Annotated in this window: 14 protein-coding genes, 1 tRNA gene and 1 pseudogene; 4 read left to right on the top strand and 12 right to left on the bottom strand. The window is 41.6% G+C overall.

From position 1 onward, the window contains the following. Positions 1 to 79 precede the first annotated feature (79 nt). The 8 genes and pseudogenes from J502_RS12820 to J502_RS12785 all read right to left on the bottom strand — a co-directional run bounded on the left by J502_RS12820 (position 80) and on the right by J502_RS12785 (position 8542). The gene (locus J502_RS12820; protein ID WP_005406348.1) at positions 80 to 1270 is read right to left on the bottom strand and encodes an HlyD family type I secretion periplasmic adaptor subunit; all 1191 of its coding nucleotides are present in this window, start codon (positions 1268 to 1270) and stop codon (positions 80 to 82) included. Then, positions 1267 to 3414, bottom strand: a complete 2148-nt coding sequence (locus J502_RS12815; protein WP_034684377.1) for a type I secretion system permease/ATPase — start codon at positions 3412 to 3414, stop codon at positions 1267 to 1269. The genes J502_RS12820 and J502_RS12815 overlap by 4 nt, the downstream gene beginning before the upstream one ends. Next, positions 3411 to 4919 (bottom strand): annotated as a pseudogene (locus tag J502_RS12810) (TolC family protein). The gene J502_RS12815 and the pseudogene J502_RS12810 overlap by 4 nt, the downstream one beginning before the upstream one ends. Before the next feature lie 217 nt (positions 4920 to 5136). After that, complete coding sequence (gene lptB, locus J502_RS12805; RefSeq protein WP_005019697.1) at positions 5137 to 5883, bottom strand: LPS export ABC transporter ATP-binding protein; 747 nt, start codon at positions 5881 to 5883, stop codon at positions 5137 to 5139. After that, complete coding sequence (gene lptA, locus J502_RS12800) at positions 5883 to 6449, bottom strand: lipopolysaccharide transport periplasmic protein LptA (protein ID WP_005019696.1); 567 nt, start codon at positions 6447 to 6449, stop codon at positions 5883 to 5885. Before lptA ends, lptB begins: the two co-directional genes overlap by 1 nt. After that, entirely contained in the window at positions 6433 to 6981 is a 549-nt protein-coding gene (gene lptC, locus J502_RS12795; protein WP_005019695.1) for an LPS export ABC transporter periplasmic protein LptC, read from the bottom strand. The genes lptA and lptC overlap by 17 nt, the downstream gene beginning before the upstream one ends. 39 nt (positions 6982 to 7020) lie before the next feature. Then, positions 7021 to 7560, bottom strand: a complete 540-nt coding sequence (locus J502_RS12790) for a KdsC family phosphatase (protein ID WP_005019694.1) — start codon at positions 7558 to 7560, stop codon at positions 7021 to 7023. A gap of 4 nt (positions 7561 to 7564) precedes the next feature. After that, positions 7565 to 8542 carry a KpsF/GutQ family sugar-phosphate isomerase gene (locus J502_RS12785; protein ID WP_005019693.1) on the bottom strand — a complete coding sequence of 326 codons (978 nt, stop codon included), beginning with the start codon at positions 8540 to 8542 and terminating at the stop codon, positions 7565 to 7567. A 210-nt stretch (positions 8543 to 8752) separates the two neighbouring features. Here J502_RS12785 and cysS point away from each other — a divergent pair, with 210 nt between their 5' ends. Next, positions 8753 to 10174: a cysteine--tRNA ligase gene (gene cysS, locus J502_RS12780; protein ID WP_005019687.1), complete on the top strand. Its 1422-nt coding sequence runs from the start codon at positions 8753 to 8755 to the stop codon at positions 10172 to 10174. A 169-nt stretch (positions 10175 to 10343) separates the two neighbouring features. Continuing rightward, positions 10344 to 10419: transfer RNA gene (locus tag J502_RS12775), tRNA-Gly, on the top strand. Between the two features lie 107 nt (positions 10420 to 10526). Here J502_RS12775 and J502_RS12770 read toward each other — a convergent pair. Next, a complete protein-coding gene (locus J502_RS12770) occupies positions 10527 to 10991 on the bottom strand; it encodes a 2-thiouracil desulfurase family protein (protein WP_005019684.1) in 465 nt (154 codons plus the stop codon). Positions 10992 to 11419: 428 nt separating this feature from the next. On the opposite strand from J502_RS12770, the gene J502_RS12765 reads away from it, so the two are divergent. Next, entirely contained in the window at positions 11420 to 12208 is a 789-nt protein-coding gene (locus J502_RS12765; RefSeq protein ID WP_005019682.1) for an amidohydrolase family protein, read from the top strand. After that, entirely contained in the window at positions 12138 to 13010 is an 873-nt protein-coding gene (locus J502_RS12760) for an amidohydrolase family protein (protein WP_081403957.1), read from the top strand. The genes J502_RS12765 and J502_RS12760 overlap by 71 nt, the downstream gene beginning before the upstream one ends. Before the next feature lie 111 nt (positions 13011 to 13121). Here J502_RS12760 and bla read toward each other — a convergent pair whose 3' ends face one another. From bla to J502_RS12745, 3 genes are all read right to left on the bottom strand, one after another. Beyond that, positions 13122 to 13985, bottom strand: a complete 864-nt coding sequence (gene bla / locus J502_RS12755; protein ID WP_034684373.1) for a putative subclass B3 metallo-beta-lactamase — start codon at positions 13983 to 13985, stop codon at positions 13122 to 13124. Positions 13986 to 14335: 350 nt separating this feature from the next. Then, the gene (locus J502_RS12750) at positions 14336 to 15469 is read right to left on the bottom strand and encodes a 5-methyltetrahydropteroyltriglutamate--homocysteine S-methyltransferase (RefSeq protein ID WP_034684371.1); all 1134 of its coding nucleotides are present in this window, start codon (positions 15467 to 15469) and stop codon (positions 14336 to 14338) included. A 610-nt stretch (positions 15470 to 16079) separates the two neighbouring features. After that, positions 16080 to 18647, bottom strand: coding sequence for a bifunctional diguanylate cyclase/phosphodiesterase (locus J502_RS12745; RefSeq protein WP_034684369.1), 2568 nt, complete (start codon positions 18645 to 18647; stop codon positions 16080 to 16082). Between the last annotated feature and the right edge of the window lie 322 nt (positions 18648 to 18969).

The raw sequence follows: 18969 nt of genomic DNA, 5'->3' as shown, positions 1-18969 counted from the left end.
TGCAACAAATATTAAGTATAACCGGTTTAATTTTAAAAATAAAAAAGCCTCCCTCAGGAGGCTTTTCAAAGTAAGTTTCTTAACGTTCCCGTAGAGCTTCCTTAGCTTTATTAAATGGTTTAAGCAGATAGTCCAATACTGTTTTCTGTCCGGTACGAATATCTACCGTTGCCACCATCCCCGGGGTAATTCCGAAACTCTGCCCGGCCTTATTGATCAGCTTGTCCGTATCGGTACGGATGTAAACCCGGTAGTAAAACTGGTCCTGCTTCACTTCATCACGAATGGTATCCGGTGAAATTACAGTTACCTTCCCCTTGAGTCCACCGTAAATTGAATAATCATAGGCCGTGATTTTTACCAACGCATCCTGTCCCGGCCGAATAAAAGCAATATCCCTGGGAGAGATGCGTGCTTCGATCAACAGCTGTTCATCCAGGGGAACAATCGTCATCAGCTTACCGTTTTGCGGCACTACCCCACCGCGGGTCATTACATCAATTTCCTTTACAATTCCACGGACCGGCGCCTTGAAAGTGGTACGCTGCAGAGTATCAGATTTACCTTTGACCACCTGCTGCTGGGTTTCAATATCTGTGTTGGCTTTGGCCAGTTCCTCTCGTGCTTTTACATAGTACTGGTTACGCAAATCATTCATCTGGTTTTGCAGATCATTGGCTTCACGCTTTAAACGCAGGACTTCAACTTCGCTGGCTGCACCTTTGGCGACTAGCGGCTCGGTCATAACCAGTTCCTGCCTGACCAGCTCCAACGCCTGTTTAAGTCCCGACATGGACTGTTCCAGATTGCTGCGCCTTGAATAATAGAGCGCAGTTTCTTCCTGAACCAGTGCCGGTACTTTACGTACACTTTCTGGAAACGATAATGGCGTACCATTTACCTCAGAGCGTAAGCGTGCCGCAGTTGCCTGTGCTGAAACCAGCAGCGACTCGGACTCTCCTACATTGGAGGCAAAGCGGGTTGGGTCAAGCTGGGCCAGTACCTGTCCCTGCTCGACAATATCACCTTCCTTAACGTTGAGACGGGTCAATATGCCACCTTCCAAGGACTGAATCACCTGTTCTTTCGATGACGCAATCACTTTTCCGGTTCCGGTTGAGACCTCCTCAAGTTTAAACAGCCAAGCCCAGACCAGCAGTACCAACAGGCATAAGCCGACAATCCAGATTACCAGACTTGATTTGGGTAAAGGAGGCTCCCGGTAAGACACTTTCATAGAACGTTGCAGTTCAGGTTTGTGATCATTCATGCCTGGCCTCCTTGAATAGTCTTATGGGGCTGCGCTGCTACAGTTTGCTGCAGGATTTGGTCTCTTGGCCCGTCCATCATGATCCGGCCCTCATTTATAATAATAATCCGGTCTACCAGTTCCAGCACTGCACGCCGATGGGTTGCCACGATCAGGGTACGGTGTGACAGCCAGCTCTTAAGGTGGTCAATCAGCTGTTTTTCTGAAACGTCATCAATAGAAGCGGTAGGTTCATCCAGCAATAAAATATTAGGCTGGCGAATCAGTAACCGGGCTAATAACAATGCCTGACGCTGCCCACCCGAAAACCCGATTCCCCCTTCCAGAATAATATGGTCCAAGCCTTCTTTTTTCTCTTTAATAAAATGCAATGCACCGGTAATTGCCAGTGCCTTTAACACATCCTCATCGCTGGCCAGAGGCGCACCTAAAGTCAGGTTTTCGCGGATAGTGCCATAAAACAGGTGAGCATTCTGGTTAAGCAAAGCTACATCGCGGCGTACATCTGACGGGTCAATCAGGTTCAGGTCTAATCCATCCAGGTCAATGTTCCCTTGCAGGGGAACCTGCATTCCGGCCAGCAACTGTAGCAAAGTCGTTTTACCGGCACCATTGCGGCCAAGTATGGCAATCTTTTCACCTTCACGGATACTGAGCTTTGGAATCATCAGGCTGGGTTTCGGGTCATCTTCACCATATTTAAAGACTATGCCGTTGAGCTCATAATTGCCATATAGTACAGGCCGGTGAATCAGACTGGCCCGCTCAGGCTGATCTACCGGTTTTTTCATTAGCTCATCCAGACTCTGTTTAGCTACTTTAGCCTGCTGCAAACGTCCCAGCACACCTGTAATCTGTGAAATTGGCGCCAGCATACGTGAAGACAGGATTGAGCAGGCTACCAGTGCACCAGTAGTCATGTCACCTTCCATTACGGCAAAGGCACCGACCAGCACTACAATGGCATAAGTCAGTCCTTGGATTTTCTGGGTCCAGGCTGTCATTACGCCAACAATCTTGCGCTGTCTCATACTGACATCGGCAGAGACTTCATTCATATGGTTCCACTGGTTCTGAAAGCGGGATTCTGCCCGTAGCAGCTTGATATCTTCAATTCCCTGTACGGCTTCAACCAGTATGGCATTTCGGATAGAGGATTCACGCATGCCTTCCTGCGCAAGCTTGGCCAGCGGCTTCTGGGCCAGAATACCGGGAATAATCATCAGCGGTACCACTAGCAGCATCACCCAGAACAGGTTGCCACCGATGATCCAGAAGATAACCAGAAACAGAAAGAAAAAAGGTAAATCGGCAATGGCACTAATTGTGGTTGAGGTGACCAGTTCCCTTACACCTTCGAGTTCACGTATCTGGGAGATAAAAGTTCCGGTTGATTTTGAACGTTCGCTGTTTTTAATCCGTAATGCATGACCAAATACCCGATCTGAAACTTTAAGGTCAGCACGTTTGCCAATAATATCGGACAGGTAAACCCGGGCAACCCGCATGATAAATTCAAAGATCGCAGCAATCAGTACCCCTCCAGCCAGAACCCATAAAGTTGGAATGGATTGGGAAGGTACGACTCGGTCATAAACCTGCATGGAAAAGATAATAGTCGCCAGTGCCAGAATATTTGCCATGAGAGAGGCAAACATGATGTCGATATAGCGTTTCCAGTCCTTGAGGACAATGCTCCAGAACCAGTTAGCTTCATAAGGCTTGATATATTCATCAATCCGCGCATCAGGTACCGAACTCTCAGGCCGGAGGATGTAAACAGTTTTAATGACTGGCTGTAGCTCATCTACTTTAAAACTTTGCGCCAGGCCCTGATCGCCACTCAGCTGTATACTGACATTACCGGCGGTGTCGGCCTTGTCAATCACACCCACCTGTCCATTCTGGAATTCAACCAGAACCGGCAAACGCCAGGGATTCAGCAGTATATCGGGCGTAAATTTGCTCTTACGTAAGCTTAAACCTACCTGACGGGTCATCAATAACAGAACCTCATCCAGAGTCTGGATCTGGTTCCAGTCCAGCTGCAAACGAATGCGCTCTTCAGAGGTTTCAATACGGTAATGTCGGGCAACCGTCATTACGCCCTGTAGCCAAGGCTGGTAATTTATTTTTGTACTCATGGCTGAATTTCAAATCCTTGAATCGAAATATTATTTAAGTCATAGACATCACGTGAACGTCCTGTTGCCGCGATATTCTGAACAATACTGTCATAAATGTCATAACGGGCGATTTCAATCTCTGAAGCCGAGGAATGGATGGATTGTTCGGCATTGAGCAAATCCACTACCGTCCGCGTTCCAAGTTTATACTGTTCCTGATAGAGCTCTTTTGTCCGCACAGTGGTAGCCTGTCTTGCAACGAGTACCTGCATCTGTCTCTGCTTGTTTTCAACCTGTTCACGGGTAGTCCGTACCTGATCCAGCACATCAAGATAAACTGCATTAACTCTGGCGCGGGCTGCCTGTTCCGCATAACCCGCTGCGCGTGTCTGCGAAGTTACTGCCCCGCCCTGATAAAAGTTGCTGGTAGCCTCTAGCATGACAGAGCTGTAGAGCCCATCATCTTCATTATTGTTGGGATTCTGGCCATTAACTGCCTGGCTCAGCGAACCTCTAACATTCAAGGTTGGATAACGGCTTAACCGGGTTTGTTCTCTTTGCGATTTTGCAATTTCGACCTGTGCCTGAGCAAGCATCATCTGCGGGATCGTAGTAAATTGTGGCTCTTCATATAACGCTGATCGGGCTACCAGTGTTTCTGGTATGATCCAGCCAGTGTGACTGACTTCAAAGCCCAGCAAGGTACGCAGCCGTTGCTGATACTGCCGCAGAAAAGACTGCTGCGCAATTAGATTTGCCTGGGCGGATTCAAGATAAGACTGGGCCTGTACCGGATCAGCCTGACTGCTGATACCTGCTTTAGCGCGCAGGTTAGCAATCTCCAGAATATATTGAATACCGCTGATCTGCTGCTAGGCAATCCGGCTAAGTTCCTGATACCGCTTAATGTTAATCACGGCATTAGCAACTTCAAGTGCAATCTCATCAATACTGACCAGCACATTGGCCTGTTCAGCCTGTAATCGGGCTTGTTCAGTATTCACACCAGAGCGGACCTTGCCAAAATCGTAGAGCATCTGAATGGCATTCAGGCTCAGCAACTGTCGGCCCCGCTCTCCTGTGGTCATATCACCCGTACTTAAACCACCTGAAAGCTGTGGATAATAGCCAGCCCTGGCCACATCAATATTGGCATTTTGTGCAGCAACAGACGAAATACTCTGAGTGATTTGCGGATTACGCTGCACAGCCAGTCGCACTGCTTCAATCAGTGAAAGCTCTGTGGAGACTTGAGTCGAAACAGACGCCGGACTAGCTGAACCCACTACAGGCAACTCCTGAATAGCAGACCGATCCAGCTGAAAATTGCTAAGTTCTGCAATATTTACCTGTCGATATGATTCATTATGCTGAGGTGAGAACAACTGGACAAGATTGGTTTTTAAAGTATGGTAACTTTCACCAGGAGTGGCGGCATTTAAGATAGTTAAAGGTGCTAGGGTTAAACATAGAACCGCAGGTATTAATCCATTAACTTTTTTATTAATTACTTTATTGTTCATAAAAGGGTTACAGTGTTGAACGCTTTGCTATAGGTATAATTTGGAACTTTTACATTTTACATATTTTTAATAACTGAACCGTAATTTTTGTTAAATAGTTTTACTGGTTTTTAAAATTGTAATTAAGGAAAAAGCTCACAAGATTTATTTTAAATTTCAGTAAAATAAAAGAGCTTATGAGCAGTTTAGAAGTAGGATCAAAAAAAAGACTGTCTAATTAAACTGTGAAATCCTCACCTAAATAGACCTGCCGCACTGTTTCATTTTCCAAGATTTCTTGCGGTGTACCCTCTGCAATCACTGCACCTTCACTGACAATATAAGCTTTTTCACAAATAGCCAGGGTTTCACGAACATTATGATCAGTGATGAGTACACCGATGCCACGTTCTTTCAGATTACGAATAATATCTTTAATATCGCCTACTGAAATCGGATCAACGCCTGCAAAGGGTTCATCCAGCAGCATAAATTTCGGATCGGCAGCCAGAGCACGTGCGATCTCGGCCCGACGGCGTTCACCACCAGAAACACTCATACCTAATGAATCTTTAATATGAGTAATTTTGAAGTCATTCAGTAGTTCATTCAAACGTTGCTGACGTTGCTGTTTATTCAGGTCTCTACGGGTTTCCAGAATCGCCATGATATTTTCAGCAATTGTCAGCTTGCGAAAAATTGATGCTTCCTGAGGCAAATAGCCAATTCCCTTACGCGCACGCTCATGCATGGCCAGATCTGAAAGATCCAGATGATCCAGATGGATTTCACCTTTATCCATACGGACCAAGCCGACCACCATATAAAAACTGGTCGTTTTACCGGCTCCATTTGGACCCAGGAGACCAACAATTTGACCGCTCTGCATGGAAAAAGACACATCTTTCACAACCCAGCGTTTGTTATAGTTTTTTGCCAGATGCTTAATAGTAAGGGTTTGTGGCTGGCTTAGTGATTGCTCCATTAATCACGTGCTCCCGGGAAATTTTTTGAAGCTGATGGTGGAATAATAATCTGTACCCGGCCTGTCGATGAACCTGTACTGTTTGATGAGCCAACAGCCTCGATATCGCCTTTATTCATGCTATAGCGCAGGGTGTTTCCACGAATACTTGCTCCATTCTGATAGAGATAAGCTCCACCAGAAAGCGTAATAATACCAGTTTCAGCATTGTAAACTATCTTTTGGGCTTCGCCACGAGCCAGACCTTTATTGGTATCGAGCTGCTGCTGGAACTTGGCAGGTTTGCCTGTAGCAGTAATCGTACTGATCTGGCGGCTTTTATTAAGCTGAGCCACAATTGAGTTGGCTTGAAGCTTCATAGTACCCTGTTCGATAATAACATTACCGGTATAAGTGGTTATACCAGTTTTTTCATTATAGGTTGCGCGGTCAGCAACCAGTGATATCGGCTGATTACGGTCAGAAGGTAGAGCCAAAGCGGCTACAGAGGTTACTCCGAGCAATGCAGTAAGTACAGCCTGTCTCAGGAAAGTTGAAGTTCGGTTATAATTAAGTGCTTGGGACATACTTTCCTCGAATATTAAAGAATTCGTATTGACCTTTATTTAAATTGGCTTTTAAACCTTGACTTACAAATTCTGCCTGAGGTGACTGTACAATAACCTGATGGTCAGTTTCCAGCTGCTTTAGCTTGGGATAACCTGTCAATTTATCGGTACGAAACTCCATAGGCCCTTGTGCGCCCAAACGGGTAGCCACTACATCCTGCGATAAGACAATTTTTTCATTGTCGTTAAAGCTATTGGCCTGACGTGCAAAGAAAGTAGCATTAACTGTCCCGTCCTCATACATAGAAGCATCCAGATTATCAAGCCTGGACGTTTTCTGTTGCATATCCTGTTCCAGTCGGTCAACCTTGGCTTTTACATACAGATTACCTTGCTCATTTGTTTGAGTAAGATGAATGCCTTTTGCGGAATAAGTCATGTTACGCCCTGAATTCACCTCAAGCCGTTTGCCCTTTCCACTGAAATAATAATAACCACCGCTTAGGGCTGCTATTAAAATCGCAACAACGTATAAAACTCGGGTATCCATAAGCGTGGTTCTAAGTTCTTTAAATCAGGACATCTGTTATTAATGTGGTACAGCAAGATATTTTTCAAGAAGTTCTTGGTAAACACCTTTTGCATTTAATAATATATCGCACACTTCCCGTACTGCACCGCGACCACCCATTGACTGGGTGACCAGATCTGCACGGCGGCGTACTTCCACATGACCATTAGGTACAGTAACTTTCATACCAGCAATCGCAAAAGCAGAGAGATCAGGCCAGTCATCTCCCATATACAGGCAGTCTTCTGGTAAAAGGCCAAGCTGCGCACAGGCTTCACGTAATGCTACACCTTTGTCTTCACGGCCCTGATAAACCAGATCAACACCCAGACTGGACATACGGGTATGTACGATATTACTGCTGCGACCGGTAATGATGATGACTTTCATACCTGCCTGCTGCACCAGCTTCATTCCCAGACCATCACGAATATCAAAAGACTTGATTTCATCGCCACTATTAGTGAGAGTAACAAAACCATCACTTAAAATTCCATCAACATCCAGAACCAGGGCCTGCATATGTCGAGCCTGTTCAAGTAAAACATACGATGCCATAGTTTTAATTCACTCCAGCCTGAATCAGATCATGCATACTGATAACACCAATAACTTTATTCGACTGATCTACGACCACAAACTGATTGATCTTTTTATCACGTAATAATTCAAGTGCCTCAACAGCACGCGCTTCCTGAGAAATGGTATACGGATCTTTGATCATTACTTCCGATACCGGCAGGTTTACATCAAAACCTTGCTGACGATCAATCAGACGACGCAGATCACCATCGGTAAAAATACCCAATAAAGTATTTTGTGTATCTACAACAGTGGTTAAACCCAAGCGTTTATTGGAAATTTCATAGAGAACTTGATTCATCGGTGTATCAGGACTGACTTTTGGCAGCTCATCATCTTTATGCATCAAATGTTTTACATGCAAAAGTAAACGTTTGCCTAATGCCCCAGCCGGATGAGAGCGGGCAAAATCATCCGCCGTAAAGCCACGCGCTTCTAGCAGTGCGACCGCAAGTGCATCACCTAGGGCCAATGTAGCAGTAGTGCTTGAGGTTGGCGCCAGACCCAGCGGACAGGCCTCTGTTAACTCGCCAAGCGTTAATGCAACATCAGCATTCTGTGGCATTGGGCCACTTTCAGTACCACTGATAGTAATTAAAGGCACTTCCAGATGTTTGATCAAAGGCATGAGCATCATGATTTCATCGCTTTTGCCAGAATTAGAGATTGCAATCAGCACATCTCCACGGACCAGCATGCCCAGATCACCATGTCCTGCTTCACCCGGATGCATAAAGAATGAAGGCGTTCCAGTTGAAGCAAAAGTTGCGGCCATTTTACGGCCGATATGTCCTGACTTGCCCATACCTGTAACCACAACACGGCCTTTACACTGCAAGATGATTTCGCAGGCGCGTTCAAAGCGTGTATCAATCTGTGCAGCCAGAATCTCTAAAGCCTGCTGTTCTATCTGTAATGTTTCTCGAGCAACTTTTTGAAAATCAATCTGCTGCGTCATATTGGATGAATTCAAGCTCAACTTACCTTAACTCTTTAAGAGTTGAATAATGTCAGGAGAAAAATTTTTCCCATTTTAACATAGGTCTGTAAAAGTCCGCTTTCTAAATCTGAACTTTTCACAAGTCTATAAAATTAATGCATAAAACTTTATGAAATATATCGCTTCAGTTATGATGAACTACCTTTGTTTGAGCATGTGAAGACCTGTATGCAGCCATTTGTTTTATACAACTCGGAGCAACGTAAAAAAGTTGAATTTGTACCGCGCAAAGCGGGCCATATCGACATGTATGTTTGCGGCATGACCGTGTATGACTACTGTCATATTGGACATGCACGGGTCATGGTTGCGTTTGACTATATTATCCGTTTTTTGCGCAGTCAGGGTTGGGAAGTCAAATACGTACGTAATATTACTGATATTGATGACAAGATTATCAAACGTGCCAACGAAAATGGCGAAACAATCCAGGCTCTGACCGACCGTTTCATTCAGGCCATGAATGAGGATGCGCATCGTCTTGGCTGTCTTGCACCGGATGAAGCACCACGCGCAACTGAATATATCGACCAGATGCAGAACATGATTGGCAAGCTGGTAGACAATGGTAGTGCTTACCCGGCAACAAATGGCGACGTTTACTTTCAGGTTGAACAGTTCAATAAATATGGTCGTCTCTCTGGCCGAAAACTTGATGACATGCAAGCGGGAGCCTCTGATCGGGTTGATGTGGAAGTCGACAAGAAACATCCTTTTGACTTTGTTCTCTGGAAACATGCCAAAGAAAATGAGCCTTTCTGGAATTCTCCATGGGGCAAAGGACGTCCAGGCTGGCATATTGAATGCTCGGCCATGTCGACCTGCTGCCTCGGCAATCATTTTGATATCCACGGTGGCGGCAGTGACCTGCTATTTCCACATCATGAAAATGAGATTGCACAAAGTGAAGCCGCAACTGGTGAACAATATGTAAATTACTGGATGCACGTCGGTTTTATTAATGTAGACGGCGAGAAAATGTCAAAATCTCTCGGTAACTTCTTTACTATTCGTGACGTGATGGAGAAATTCCATCCAGAAGTTATTCGCTATTTTATCGTGTCTTCACACTATCGCAGTCCGGTCAACTTTTCTGATGTAGCACTTAAAGAAGCTAAAACAGCCCTTACCCGGTTTTACCATGCTTTTAAAGCATACCAACAGCAGTTTAATGAAGAACTGACAGATCATTTTAGTCAAATACATCTTGAACGCTTTAATGCCGCAATGTGTGATGATTTTAACACCGCGGAAGCAATGGCTGTTCTGTTTGAACTTGCAAAGGAACTCAACCGTGCCCTGAAAGAAGAAAATGCTGAGCAGGCTAAAGTTTTTTATTCCACATTGCGTCACCTGACCAATATTTTAGGTCTGGTTCAGCACAATGTAGATGACTTTTTGAGATCTGATATTGGTCAGGAAGCACTTGGATTGTCTGAAAGTGAAATTGAAGAGCTTATTCAGCAGCGTGTAGATGCGAAAAAAGCAAAAGACTTTACCAAAGCAGATTCCATCCGACAAAATCTGCTGAACCAAGGTGTGGTTCTTGAAGATACCCGTCAGGGCACCTTATGGCGACGTGCAGATTAAACAAGCCGGACAAAGACTATTTTTAGTTTTTGTCCTGTTTTACTGAATATTTCTCGGAATTAACACTGAAAAATATCTCTATAGAGTTGTGAAAAAGTTTAAAATCCCATCGGTTGATACAACAGCTAATTGACAAGCCCGGAACAGGCCTTATAATACGCTGCATATTGCGGGAATAGCTCAGTTGGTAGAGCACAACCTTGCCAAGGTTGGGGTCGCGAGTTCGAGTCTCGTTTCCCGCTCCAAAATTTAAAAAGCCTTTATCTTAGAGATAAAGGCTTTTTTTATGGCTCTTCTATTCTATTAAGAATAAATAAGGTCTGACATAGCATCAGAATTTTTCTATAAAAGTTTAATTAAGCTGTTCCATAAATTCATCTTCAGTCATCACGATGATCCCATGCTGCCTAAGTAAAATAGCAGTCATTCCTTCGCCTAGAATTTTCTTTCCGGTAAATGAGCCATCATAAATCAGTTTTGAACCACAAGATGGACTGTCTGCTTTTAGAATGACATGGCTGATATGATTCTGTTGTACCATTTTCAAAGTTTGATAGGCGCCATTTATAAAAGCCTGTGTGACATCCTGACCCGATGAGTCTAAGACTACTGCCTGCTGATTAAATACGTCTTGTGCCTGACCACCTACAATTTCAGCAGGTAATCGTGGTGTACTTAACCCTCCTGCTACTTCTGGACAGAAACTGATTGCCTGATGCGATTCAATTAAATATTTCAGCTTTTCCTGCAAGCAGTTTCCACCGTTGTAGCGCACATTCTCACCAACCAGACACGCACTAATTAAGTATTTAACCATAATAATTTTTCTACTCTCTATCTCATCTGTTCAATTTTAAAGGCAGCTCTCGATAAAATATATTTCTTTAAGTTCTGTATTCTCGAAATAAAATGATTAATCAATCAAGATATTCTATATTTAACTGATTATAAAATCTCTAGAATGAAATATTAAAAATATTTTTTAATTATATTATAAGTTTAGACCTTTATATTTTAATTATACCTTTAAAGGTATAATAATATACCGCTTAGGTTTTTGACTCATTTCATATTATCTCCTAAGTTATGCGGCGTAACATTTCAGATCAAGACTATTAATCAAGAAAACTTTTATTAAATTATTTTCAGGTAGTAACCCAGAAATAATAACAAGGACGACCCTATTATGTTTCAAAAACACCGCATATTTTTTAGCTTACGCTGGCAAGCACTTTAGCCCTCACCTTGGCTGCTTGTGGTGATGATAAATATGAGCAGATACGCTCAGCGGATCTGATTTTTGAAAGCGGTTCAGTTTATACCATGGACCCCAAATTGCCAGAAGCAGAAGCGGTAGCAGTCAAAGAAGGTAAAATTGTCTATGTAGGTGATGATACGGGACTAAAAGAGTGGCGTGGCAAGGACACCCAAATAATAAACTTGAAGGGAAAAATGTTGCTCCCTGGCTTTGTAGATACGCATAATCATGCTTATTTACGTGCAGAAAATATATACTGGGTAAATCTGGAAGCCCCTTCTTTGGACTCTTATAAAGCGGCTACCCAGAATTTTCTTGCAAAGCAGCCTGAAGCCAAGCAGGTACGTGGTGTCGGATGGAACTTGAACTATGTACTGGCACAGGCAAAAGCAGCAGGACGTTCGCCAGCACAACTGCTGGATGAAATTGTGGGTAAAGATATTCTGGCTGTATTTATTACTCATGGACACCATGAAGTATGGGCAAATACCCGAGCCATGCAAAATGCAGGTATCAATGCAACTACTCCAGACCCGGTGGGAGCATTTATTGACCGCGATAGCCAAGGTACCCCAACCGGAATCTTCCGTGAGTTTGGAGCACAAAATCTGGTTATTAGTACACTTCCCCAACCTGACTTTACAGTAGCCGAATATAAAGCTGCCATACTTTCATTTCAAAAAAAATCTGGCGCCACAGCGTGGTGTGACTTCTGTTCTTGTGCCATTGCATTATCCAACAGACAGTTTTCTGGAGGCTATAAAAGCTCTAGATAGTGAAGGTGAATTAACCGTGCGTTATAATTTATTACAATGGGCAGATGAAACACGTGGTACTGAACAGATTCCAGGTTTCGTAGAACGCCGTGCAAAATATCATGGCAAATTCTTCAAGACAGATTCAATCAAAATTTTTGGCACAGGTGCAAGCAGTACATATGGTTCAGTCGTCTGGGATCAGGAAGTTCTGAAAAAAACCGTAGCTGCATTGGACCGTGAAAAATTCCGCATCTATATTCATGATATAGGGCCAACCAGTACTTACAACCTTATGCTTGATGCTTTGGAGTATGCCCAAAAACAGAATGGCAAGCGCGATGCACGCCACATGATTACACACGTCAGTGATGAGGCTATCCCGACTATACCGCGCTTTCTCTCATTAGGTATCCGTGCAGATGGTCATCCCTTACCTAAAGCATTTTTCGATACCAATGTACAGCTTAGTTCATCTAGTGATTATCCAGTACGTGAATTCTATCCGATGACGCGAATCTCTGCCGGTGTTCAATCTGGCATCCCTTTAAGCAGAATGCTTGCCAGCCATACAATCAACGGCGCTGAAGCAATTTTTGCTGAAAACGAAACTGGTTCAATTGAGGTAGGTAAGGCTGCTGATCTGGTTGTAATGAGCCATAATTTATATAAGCTTAAGGCTGAGGAACTGGAAAAGGCTGAGGAACTGGAAAATGCACAGGTTCTAATGACTATGTTTAATGGCAAGATTCTCTATGATGCTCAAACCGATCACACATCGAAAGAGCGTGTGACTGAGCAACCAGATAGCCATGATCATTAATTATTTCGGGGCAACCTTTAATAAAGTGAAAGTAAGGTTATAGTTTGAATGGGCTAGTATTAATTTAAGAAAAATTAGAGCCGTCTTTATGAGAGAGGCTCTTTTAATATATTATTTTTTCTGGTTATCAAGAGACTGATTAAAAGAAAATTCAGCATCTTTAATAATTTTTTCCAGGAGTTTCCGATCTGTGAAAGCATCAAGCTGTCCTGCCTCAGACTTCGCTTTTCGATTCATAAGATCGGCTGCTTCAGGATGGCTGGTCAGTACAATATCAGCAGGCATTTTGCTTAAGCGGTGAAAACTCAGCTGATAATCCTGTACGATACCTGGATAAGTCTGATTATTCAATAATACATTTCCGGCAACAGATAAGCTGCATGGAAATACTACATTCAGAGTTTTTCCATGTTCTTTTAAACTGGTTGACCAAGTGGTACACCCAGGAGTGTGGCCGGGAGTTAAGGTTGCCTTAAGATGTATTTTTCCCATTTTAATGACTTCTTTATCTCTTAATATATGGTCAACTTTAACCGGAGTATAAGAAAAGGACTGAAGAATATTGTCTCCTTTAGGCTTACCTGTTGTTAAAGCTGTAACCTCTTTATCCATAGCAAATACTTTAGCACCTGTATTCTTCTGAATTTGCGCTAAAGCTCCAACATGATCCCAGTGTGCATGGCTGACCAAAATAATCTTTACATCTGAAAGGTTTAGCCCAAGTTTCAGTATATTCTGCTCAATTAAAGCAGCATTTTCAGTTAGGCCTGTGTCAATTAATATAGCTTTAGAACCAGAAACAAGAAGATACGAGCCTAAACCACGCGTACCCACATAGTAGATAGAACCAGCAATCCTGAAAGGCTCTATACTTTGTGTCCATTCTGCCGGTAGCTTCAAAGGCTCGGCAAGGATATTGCCTGTAGAGACTGTAGCAAGACCGAAAATGAATAAAAACGTATTTCTAATCTTCATTTAAAACATCACCTGATATTTATACTGTCGAAAATAAATAAAGGATTTTAAAAATTAATCTATTAAATTAAAATATATTTTCAAATTATATTTTAGGTTTGGTTTTTAGCTGCAAGAATATTAAAGCTGTTAGAATAATCCTTTATTTTAAGTTTATAGTTAAAAAAATAATGAGCCAGTCTTTAGTTTTATTAAAATTAACTTTTTTATAAAACTGGCTACTTGTAATAAGTTAAAAAATTTTCTTATAAAGTTTCTCTTATAATTAATTTTTTATTATTATTTTTAGAATACTGGATTTTTTATCCAGTTTTATACTTAATACCTATCCAATAGAGTTAATTCTAAAATTACTCTCCCCATACTTCTGCCACAATTTCATTCACCAATTGAAGTTTGCGCCACTGTGCGTCGTAAGGGACCCTATTTCCTTCTTCGGTTGAAGAGAAGCCACATTGTGGACTAAGTGCGAGCTGTTCAAGTGGTAAATATTGGGAAGCTTCATGAATACGTGCGATGATGGCCTGTTTATTTTCCAGCTCTTCTACCTTCGAAGTAATCAGACCGAGAACAACTTCTGCATTACTGCCTTGTAGTTTAGCTAAAGGTTCAAAACCACCTGCGCGCTCTGTGTCATATTCCAGAAAATAGCGGTCTATATTTTTAAGATGTTTAAAGATATAGTCTTCTATGGATTCATATCCACCCTGGTAGTGCCAGGTAGAAGAAAAATTACCACGACAGATATGCAGACCAACCACCAGATCTTCGGGTTTATTTTCAAGGGCAATATTCAGGGTCTGAACACAAAAGTCAGCTAACTGGTCCAAGTCGACCCCGGCGGCTTGCTCACGCGCACGGTCTTCTTCACTGATCAAATACGCCCAGAATACATCATCAATCTGCAAATATCGGCAGCCCAAGTCATAAAATGCTTGTACTGCTTTGCGGTAAGCCAGTCCCAAGTCAACCACATATTGCTGAATATCTTCACCATACGTATTATTAAAACGTAATTTAGGCCGCATCATCATATTTGGACTTGGAATGGTCATTTTGGCCATACCATTAGTGCCTACCGCATCATGCAAAAATTTATAATGCGCCAGATGTGGATGATTTTCTGGAAAATCGAGTTTGCCTACAATACGTACATTATGGGGCTTGGTCTCGATACCATGAAACTTTAAACCGACACTATCCTCATACCCTTCAGCACCGATCAGGTTTTCCATAAAATCATAATGCCACCAAGCACGACGTAATTCGCCATCAGTAATTGCCTTGATATTATTTTCTTTTTGCAACTCAATAATCTTTAATATTTCTTCATTTTCGATCTGAGTAAGTTCAGCTTGGCTCAACTTGGCATCAGCAACAGCTTGACGTGCTTCTTTTAGTCTTAAAGGACGCAGGAAACTGCCCACATGATCAGCTTTATAGCCAGCATATAGCTTTCGGGCTTGAGGAGAAGTATTACTCATAAATCAGCCTTAATATTAATAAAATTCAATATAGATACATTAAACACAATTTTATTCACTTTTGCGAATGCTTAAAAAACAACCTTAAAATAAATTATAAATATAAAAAACAAAATCTTATAATAATATTTGCCGATTAAAACAACACTATAATGAGTAAAACTCAAGTTAAATTGAAAATATATCAGCCTGTGAAGTGATAGAATTTAAAAAGGGCTTTATTTATCAGTCAACTGTTATTTGAATATTTAAATATGACTTCTTAGAGTTTAGAAAATAATAAACCAATAACAATAGATTGAATTCATCAAATTCTTAGCCAAAAGTTTTTTTATTTAGTTATAGTACTGTAAAAATTATATCAACCCACAACAGCCAGAATTTTCTGACTCTGCAAATGCCTTTTAATAGCCTCCAATTTTTATCCGTATTTAATCATTCTATTGATGGTGTTATTTGTAACAAATGTCATTACTCATGAGTAGCATCTATGGGGCACCAACTAATTCAGTTCTTGAATACAATTTGATTTATATGAGAAACAGCGATGTTCTTGTCATAGGTGTACTATGCAATTTATTTTTTAGACCTTATTCTTCTGCAGTACGTATTAGCCTAATGATGAAATATAGATGGTTTTTAATTCAGTTATAGGTGCAGGACGGGCATAAAAATAACCTTGTAAAAGATCGCAGCCCTGCTGGTAGAGAAAGGCCGCCTGTTTCAGGGTTTCAACTCCTTCGGCTACAACTTCCAGGTTTAATTGATGGGCCAGATGGATAATGGACTGAACTATCGCAGCATCCTGGTCACTCTCTGTAAGATGCTCAATAAAACTGCGATCCAGTTTGATCTGGTTAATTGGTAAACGTCGTAAATAGCTCAAACTGGAATAACCTGTACCAAAGTCATCTATAGATACCTGTACCCCTAGCTCTCGTATAGATTTTAAAATTTCAATAGCACGGTCAGCGCCAATAATTACCATACCCTCAGTGACTTCTATTTTGAGAAGTTCAGGTGTTAATTTGCTAATGTCCAGTGCATGTTCCAGTTCTTGCAAGAAACCTGCTCTACGAAACTGTAAAGGTGAAATATTAACCGAAACAGTAAGCTGACTCTGATGATTCTTATTCCATTCAGCAATATCCATACAGGCTTTTTTGAGCACCCATTGTCCAATTGCAACAATCTGTCCCGTTCTTTCAGCTAAAGGAATAAAAATATCAGGAAAGATATATCCCCGCTGTGGATGATTCCAGCGGATGAGTGCTTCCACGCCTTTGACCAGACCTGTTGCAGGATTAATCAAGGGTTGGTAAAAGAGGTTAAATTGATTATCGTTTAAAGCTTCCATCAGCTCTAGGCGTAAGTGCGCATAGTCAATTTCTGGCATAACTTTTTTATTGGCTTCTTCATACCAGTGCCAGGTATTACGACCTTGTCTTTTTGCTTCTTTCATGGCTAAAACAGCATGATATAAAAGTTCTGACGAACGCTGTATAGAACAGTCATCAGCGACAATACCAATACTGGCACTCAGATGGATTTTATGCTCATCAATTTGAAAAGGTTGTGTAAAGAGTTTTAGAATCTCTTCAGCAGTTGTAATTACTTCTGACCGTTTATTTCGATTCACCATTAATAACGCAAACTCATCACCTGCAAAACGGCCCAGGAAATCGCCAGTTTGTAAAAGTGCTTGCAGGCGATCGCTTACACTTTTAATAATCTGGTCACCAATCAGGTGCCCCAGACTATCATTGAGCGGCTTAAAATCGTCTAGATCAATATAACAGAGGAATAAAGGCTGGGAACTATGATGTTGAGTTTCGAAGGCCTGCTGTAAGTTGGTTTCAAAGGTCTGCAGGTTAGCTAGACCAGTCAAATGATCGTGACTATGCTGATGGGTAATATAGTCTTCATGAATACGCTGTTGAGTAATATCTTCCTGAATTCCCAAAAAATGTGTACATCTACCTGCCTCATCAAAAACCGGACCCAACATTAAACGGTTCCAGAACCAGCTCCCGTCTTTACGATAATTTTTAACGGTTACTTGTATCTCTTTGTGTTCTTTTAAAGCCTGCTGTACTAAAGCAATCTTTTCAGCTTCTGTCTCCGGTCCTTGCAAAAAGTGGCATGTCTTGCCCATAACATCTTCTTCGGTATAACCCGTCATATGTAAAAAGGCTGGATTAACATAAACGATTTTTCGCTCGGTGGTAGCATCCGTAATTATAATTCCATTAGGACTGGCATTCACTCCACGTTTTAATAACCGCAAGTGTTCCTGATTTTTACGCCGTAATGTAATATCACGGGCAATACCGAATACTCCTGTTACCTGATGATTTTGTTTAATCGGTAAATTAGTCAGATCGAGCCAGATCATTTCACCAGAAGCATGATAAGCCGGAATTTCATAGTATTGTGCATTTCCCTGCATTGCCTCTTTAAACGCTTTATCTGCAATATCACGATATTCAGCAGGTAAAAATGAACTGTAATGCTTTCCCCTGATTTGCTCATCAGAAAAACCAATAATTTTACGAGAGGCAATATTTGTACTCACCATGATACCTTGCGTATCAATTTCAAAAATTGCATCAGGGTGATAAGTATAAAAAGAACTATATTTTTCGCTTATTGCAATTCTCTGCTTGCGTTCAAGGTCAAGTTCGATTGCCAAGGCAACCATGGCCGCAGCCTGTTTTAATAACTTGATATTATGATCAGTAGGTTTTCTTAATGTCCGATAATAAGTTGCAAACGTCCCGTAAAGAGTTCCCCGTGCACTAAGAATAGGCGTCGACCAGCAGGTATAAAGCTTTTCGAGCTTGATCGAGGCCTGATAGGGAGTCCAGTAAATATCTTTCAATAAATTTTCACTGACGACCATTTTACGCAAATATGCTGCCCTGCCACATGTTCTTTCATCTGGTGCAATATTTATATTGTCTATGGTCTCCCCATACTGTTTAGAAAAATTCTGCTTGCCGCTAGTAAATTTCAGAATTTGTTCCTGTTCAGAATAAAGCATAATTGCTACAAGAACATTTGAAATGCGGGACTCTAGCCAGGTACTTGCCGCGCTTAAAATAAGATGAAGTTCAGTATGCTGACCAATCAGATTAAAAATATGGTAAGTATCGTGGTCATCACAATTGTTATTCATTTAGAATCCCTAACCTCCTTGGCTCTCTTACATTCTAGCTTTATCCCTAGCCTTATTATTATAACAAACTACCTTAATTCACCATTTTTCTACATTAGTTGCCTATTTTTTGTTTTTAGAAAGTAATCTTGATTCAGTTTTACCATTTTTTATCTGCTGAAATCTAGCTCCAAGAAGGTTTTAATTAGAATTAAATCAATCTGGCCCTGATCCAGCTTCATAGTTTAATTTTTTACATAATTAAAATTTTAATAAAATCTATTAGACTTTTATACTAAAGATATAAATGTATAGATATTAGCTTTAAGTTAATTTAAATAAA

Source organism: Acinetobacter sp. 1294596 (assembly GCF_000582925.1).
Classification (GTDB): domain Bacteria; phylum Pseudomonadota; class Gammaproteobacteria; order Pseudomonadales; family Moraxellaceae; genus Acinetobacter; species Acinetobacter radioresistens.
Note: the sequence above shows the minus strand (reverse complement) of the source record. Positions and strands in the feature narration are given on the sequence as shown.

Bases quoted from the DNA above. Each gene is read 5' to 3' on its own strand.
- J502_RS12820 (WP_005406348.1), bottom strand. From the start codon at position 1,270: ATGAATGATCACAAACCTGAACTGCAACGTTCTATGAAAGTGTCTTAC.
- J502_RS12815 (WP_034684377.1), bottom strand. From the start codon at position 3,414: ATGAGTACAAAAATAAATTACCAGCCTTGGCTACAGGGCGTAATGACG.
- lptB (WP_005019697.1), bottom strand. From the start codon at position 5,883: ATGGAGCAATCACTAAGCCAGCCACAAACCCTTACTATTAAGCATCTG.
- lptA (WP_005019696.1), bottom strand. From the start codon at position 6,449: ATGTCCCAAGCACTTAATTATAACCGAACTTCAACTTTCCTGAGACAG.
- lptC (WP_005019695.1), bottom strand. From the start codon at position 6,981: ATGGATACCCGAGTTTTATACGTTGTTGCGATTTTAATAGCAGCCCTA.
- J502_RS12790 (WP_005019694.1), bottom strand. From the start codon at position 7,560: ATGGCATCGTATGTTTTACTTGAACAGGCTCGACATATGCAGGCCCTG.
- J502_RS12785 (WP_005019693.1), bottom strand. From the start codon at position 8,542: ATGACGCAGCAGATTGATTTTCAAAAAGTTGCTCGAGAAACATTACAG.
- cysS (WP_005019687.1), top strand. From the start codon at position 8,753: ATGCAGCCATTTGTTTTATACAACTCGGAGCAACGTAAAAAAGTTGAA.
- J502_RS12770 (WP_005019684.1), bottom strand. From the start codon at position 10,991: ATGGTTAAATACTTAATTAGTGCGTGTCTGGTTGGTGAGAATGTGCGC.
- bla (WP_034684373.1), bottom strand. From the start codon at position 13,985: ATGAAGATTAGAAATACGTTTTTATTCATTTTCGGTCTTGCTACAGTC.
- J502_RS12750 (WP_034684371.1), bottom strand. From the start codon at position 15,469: ATGAGTAATACTTCTCCTCAAGCCCGAAAGCTATATGCTGGCTATAAA.
- J502_RS12745 (WP_034684369.1), bottom strand. From the start codon at position 18,647: ATGAATAACAATTGTGATGACCACGATACTTACCATATTTTTAATCTG.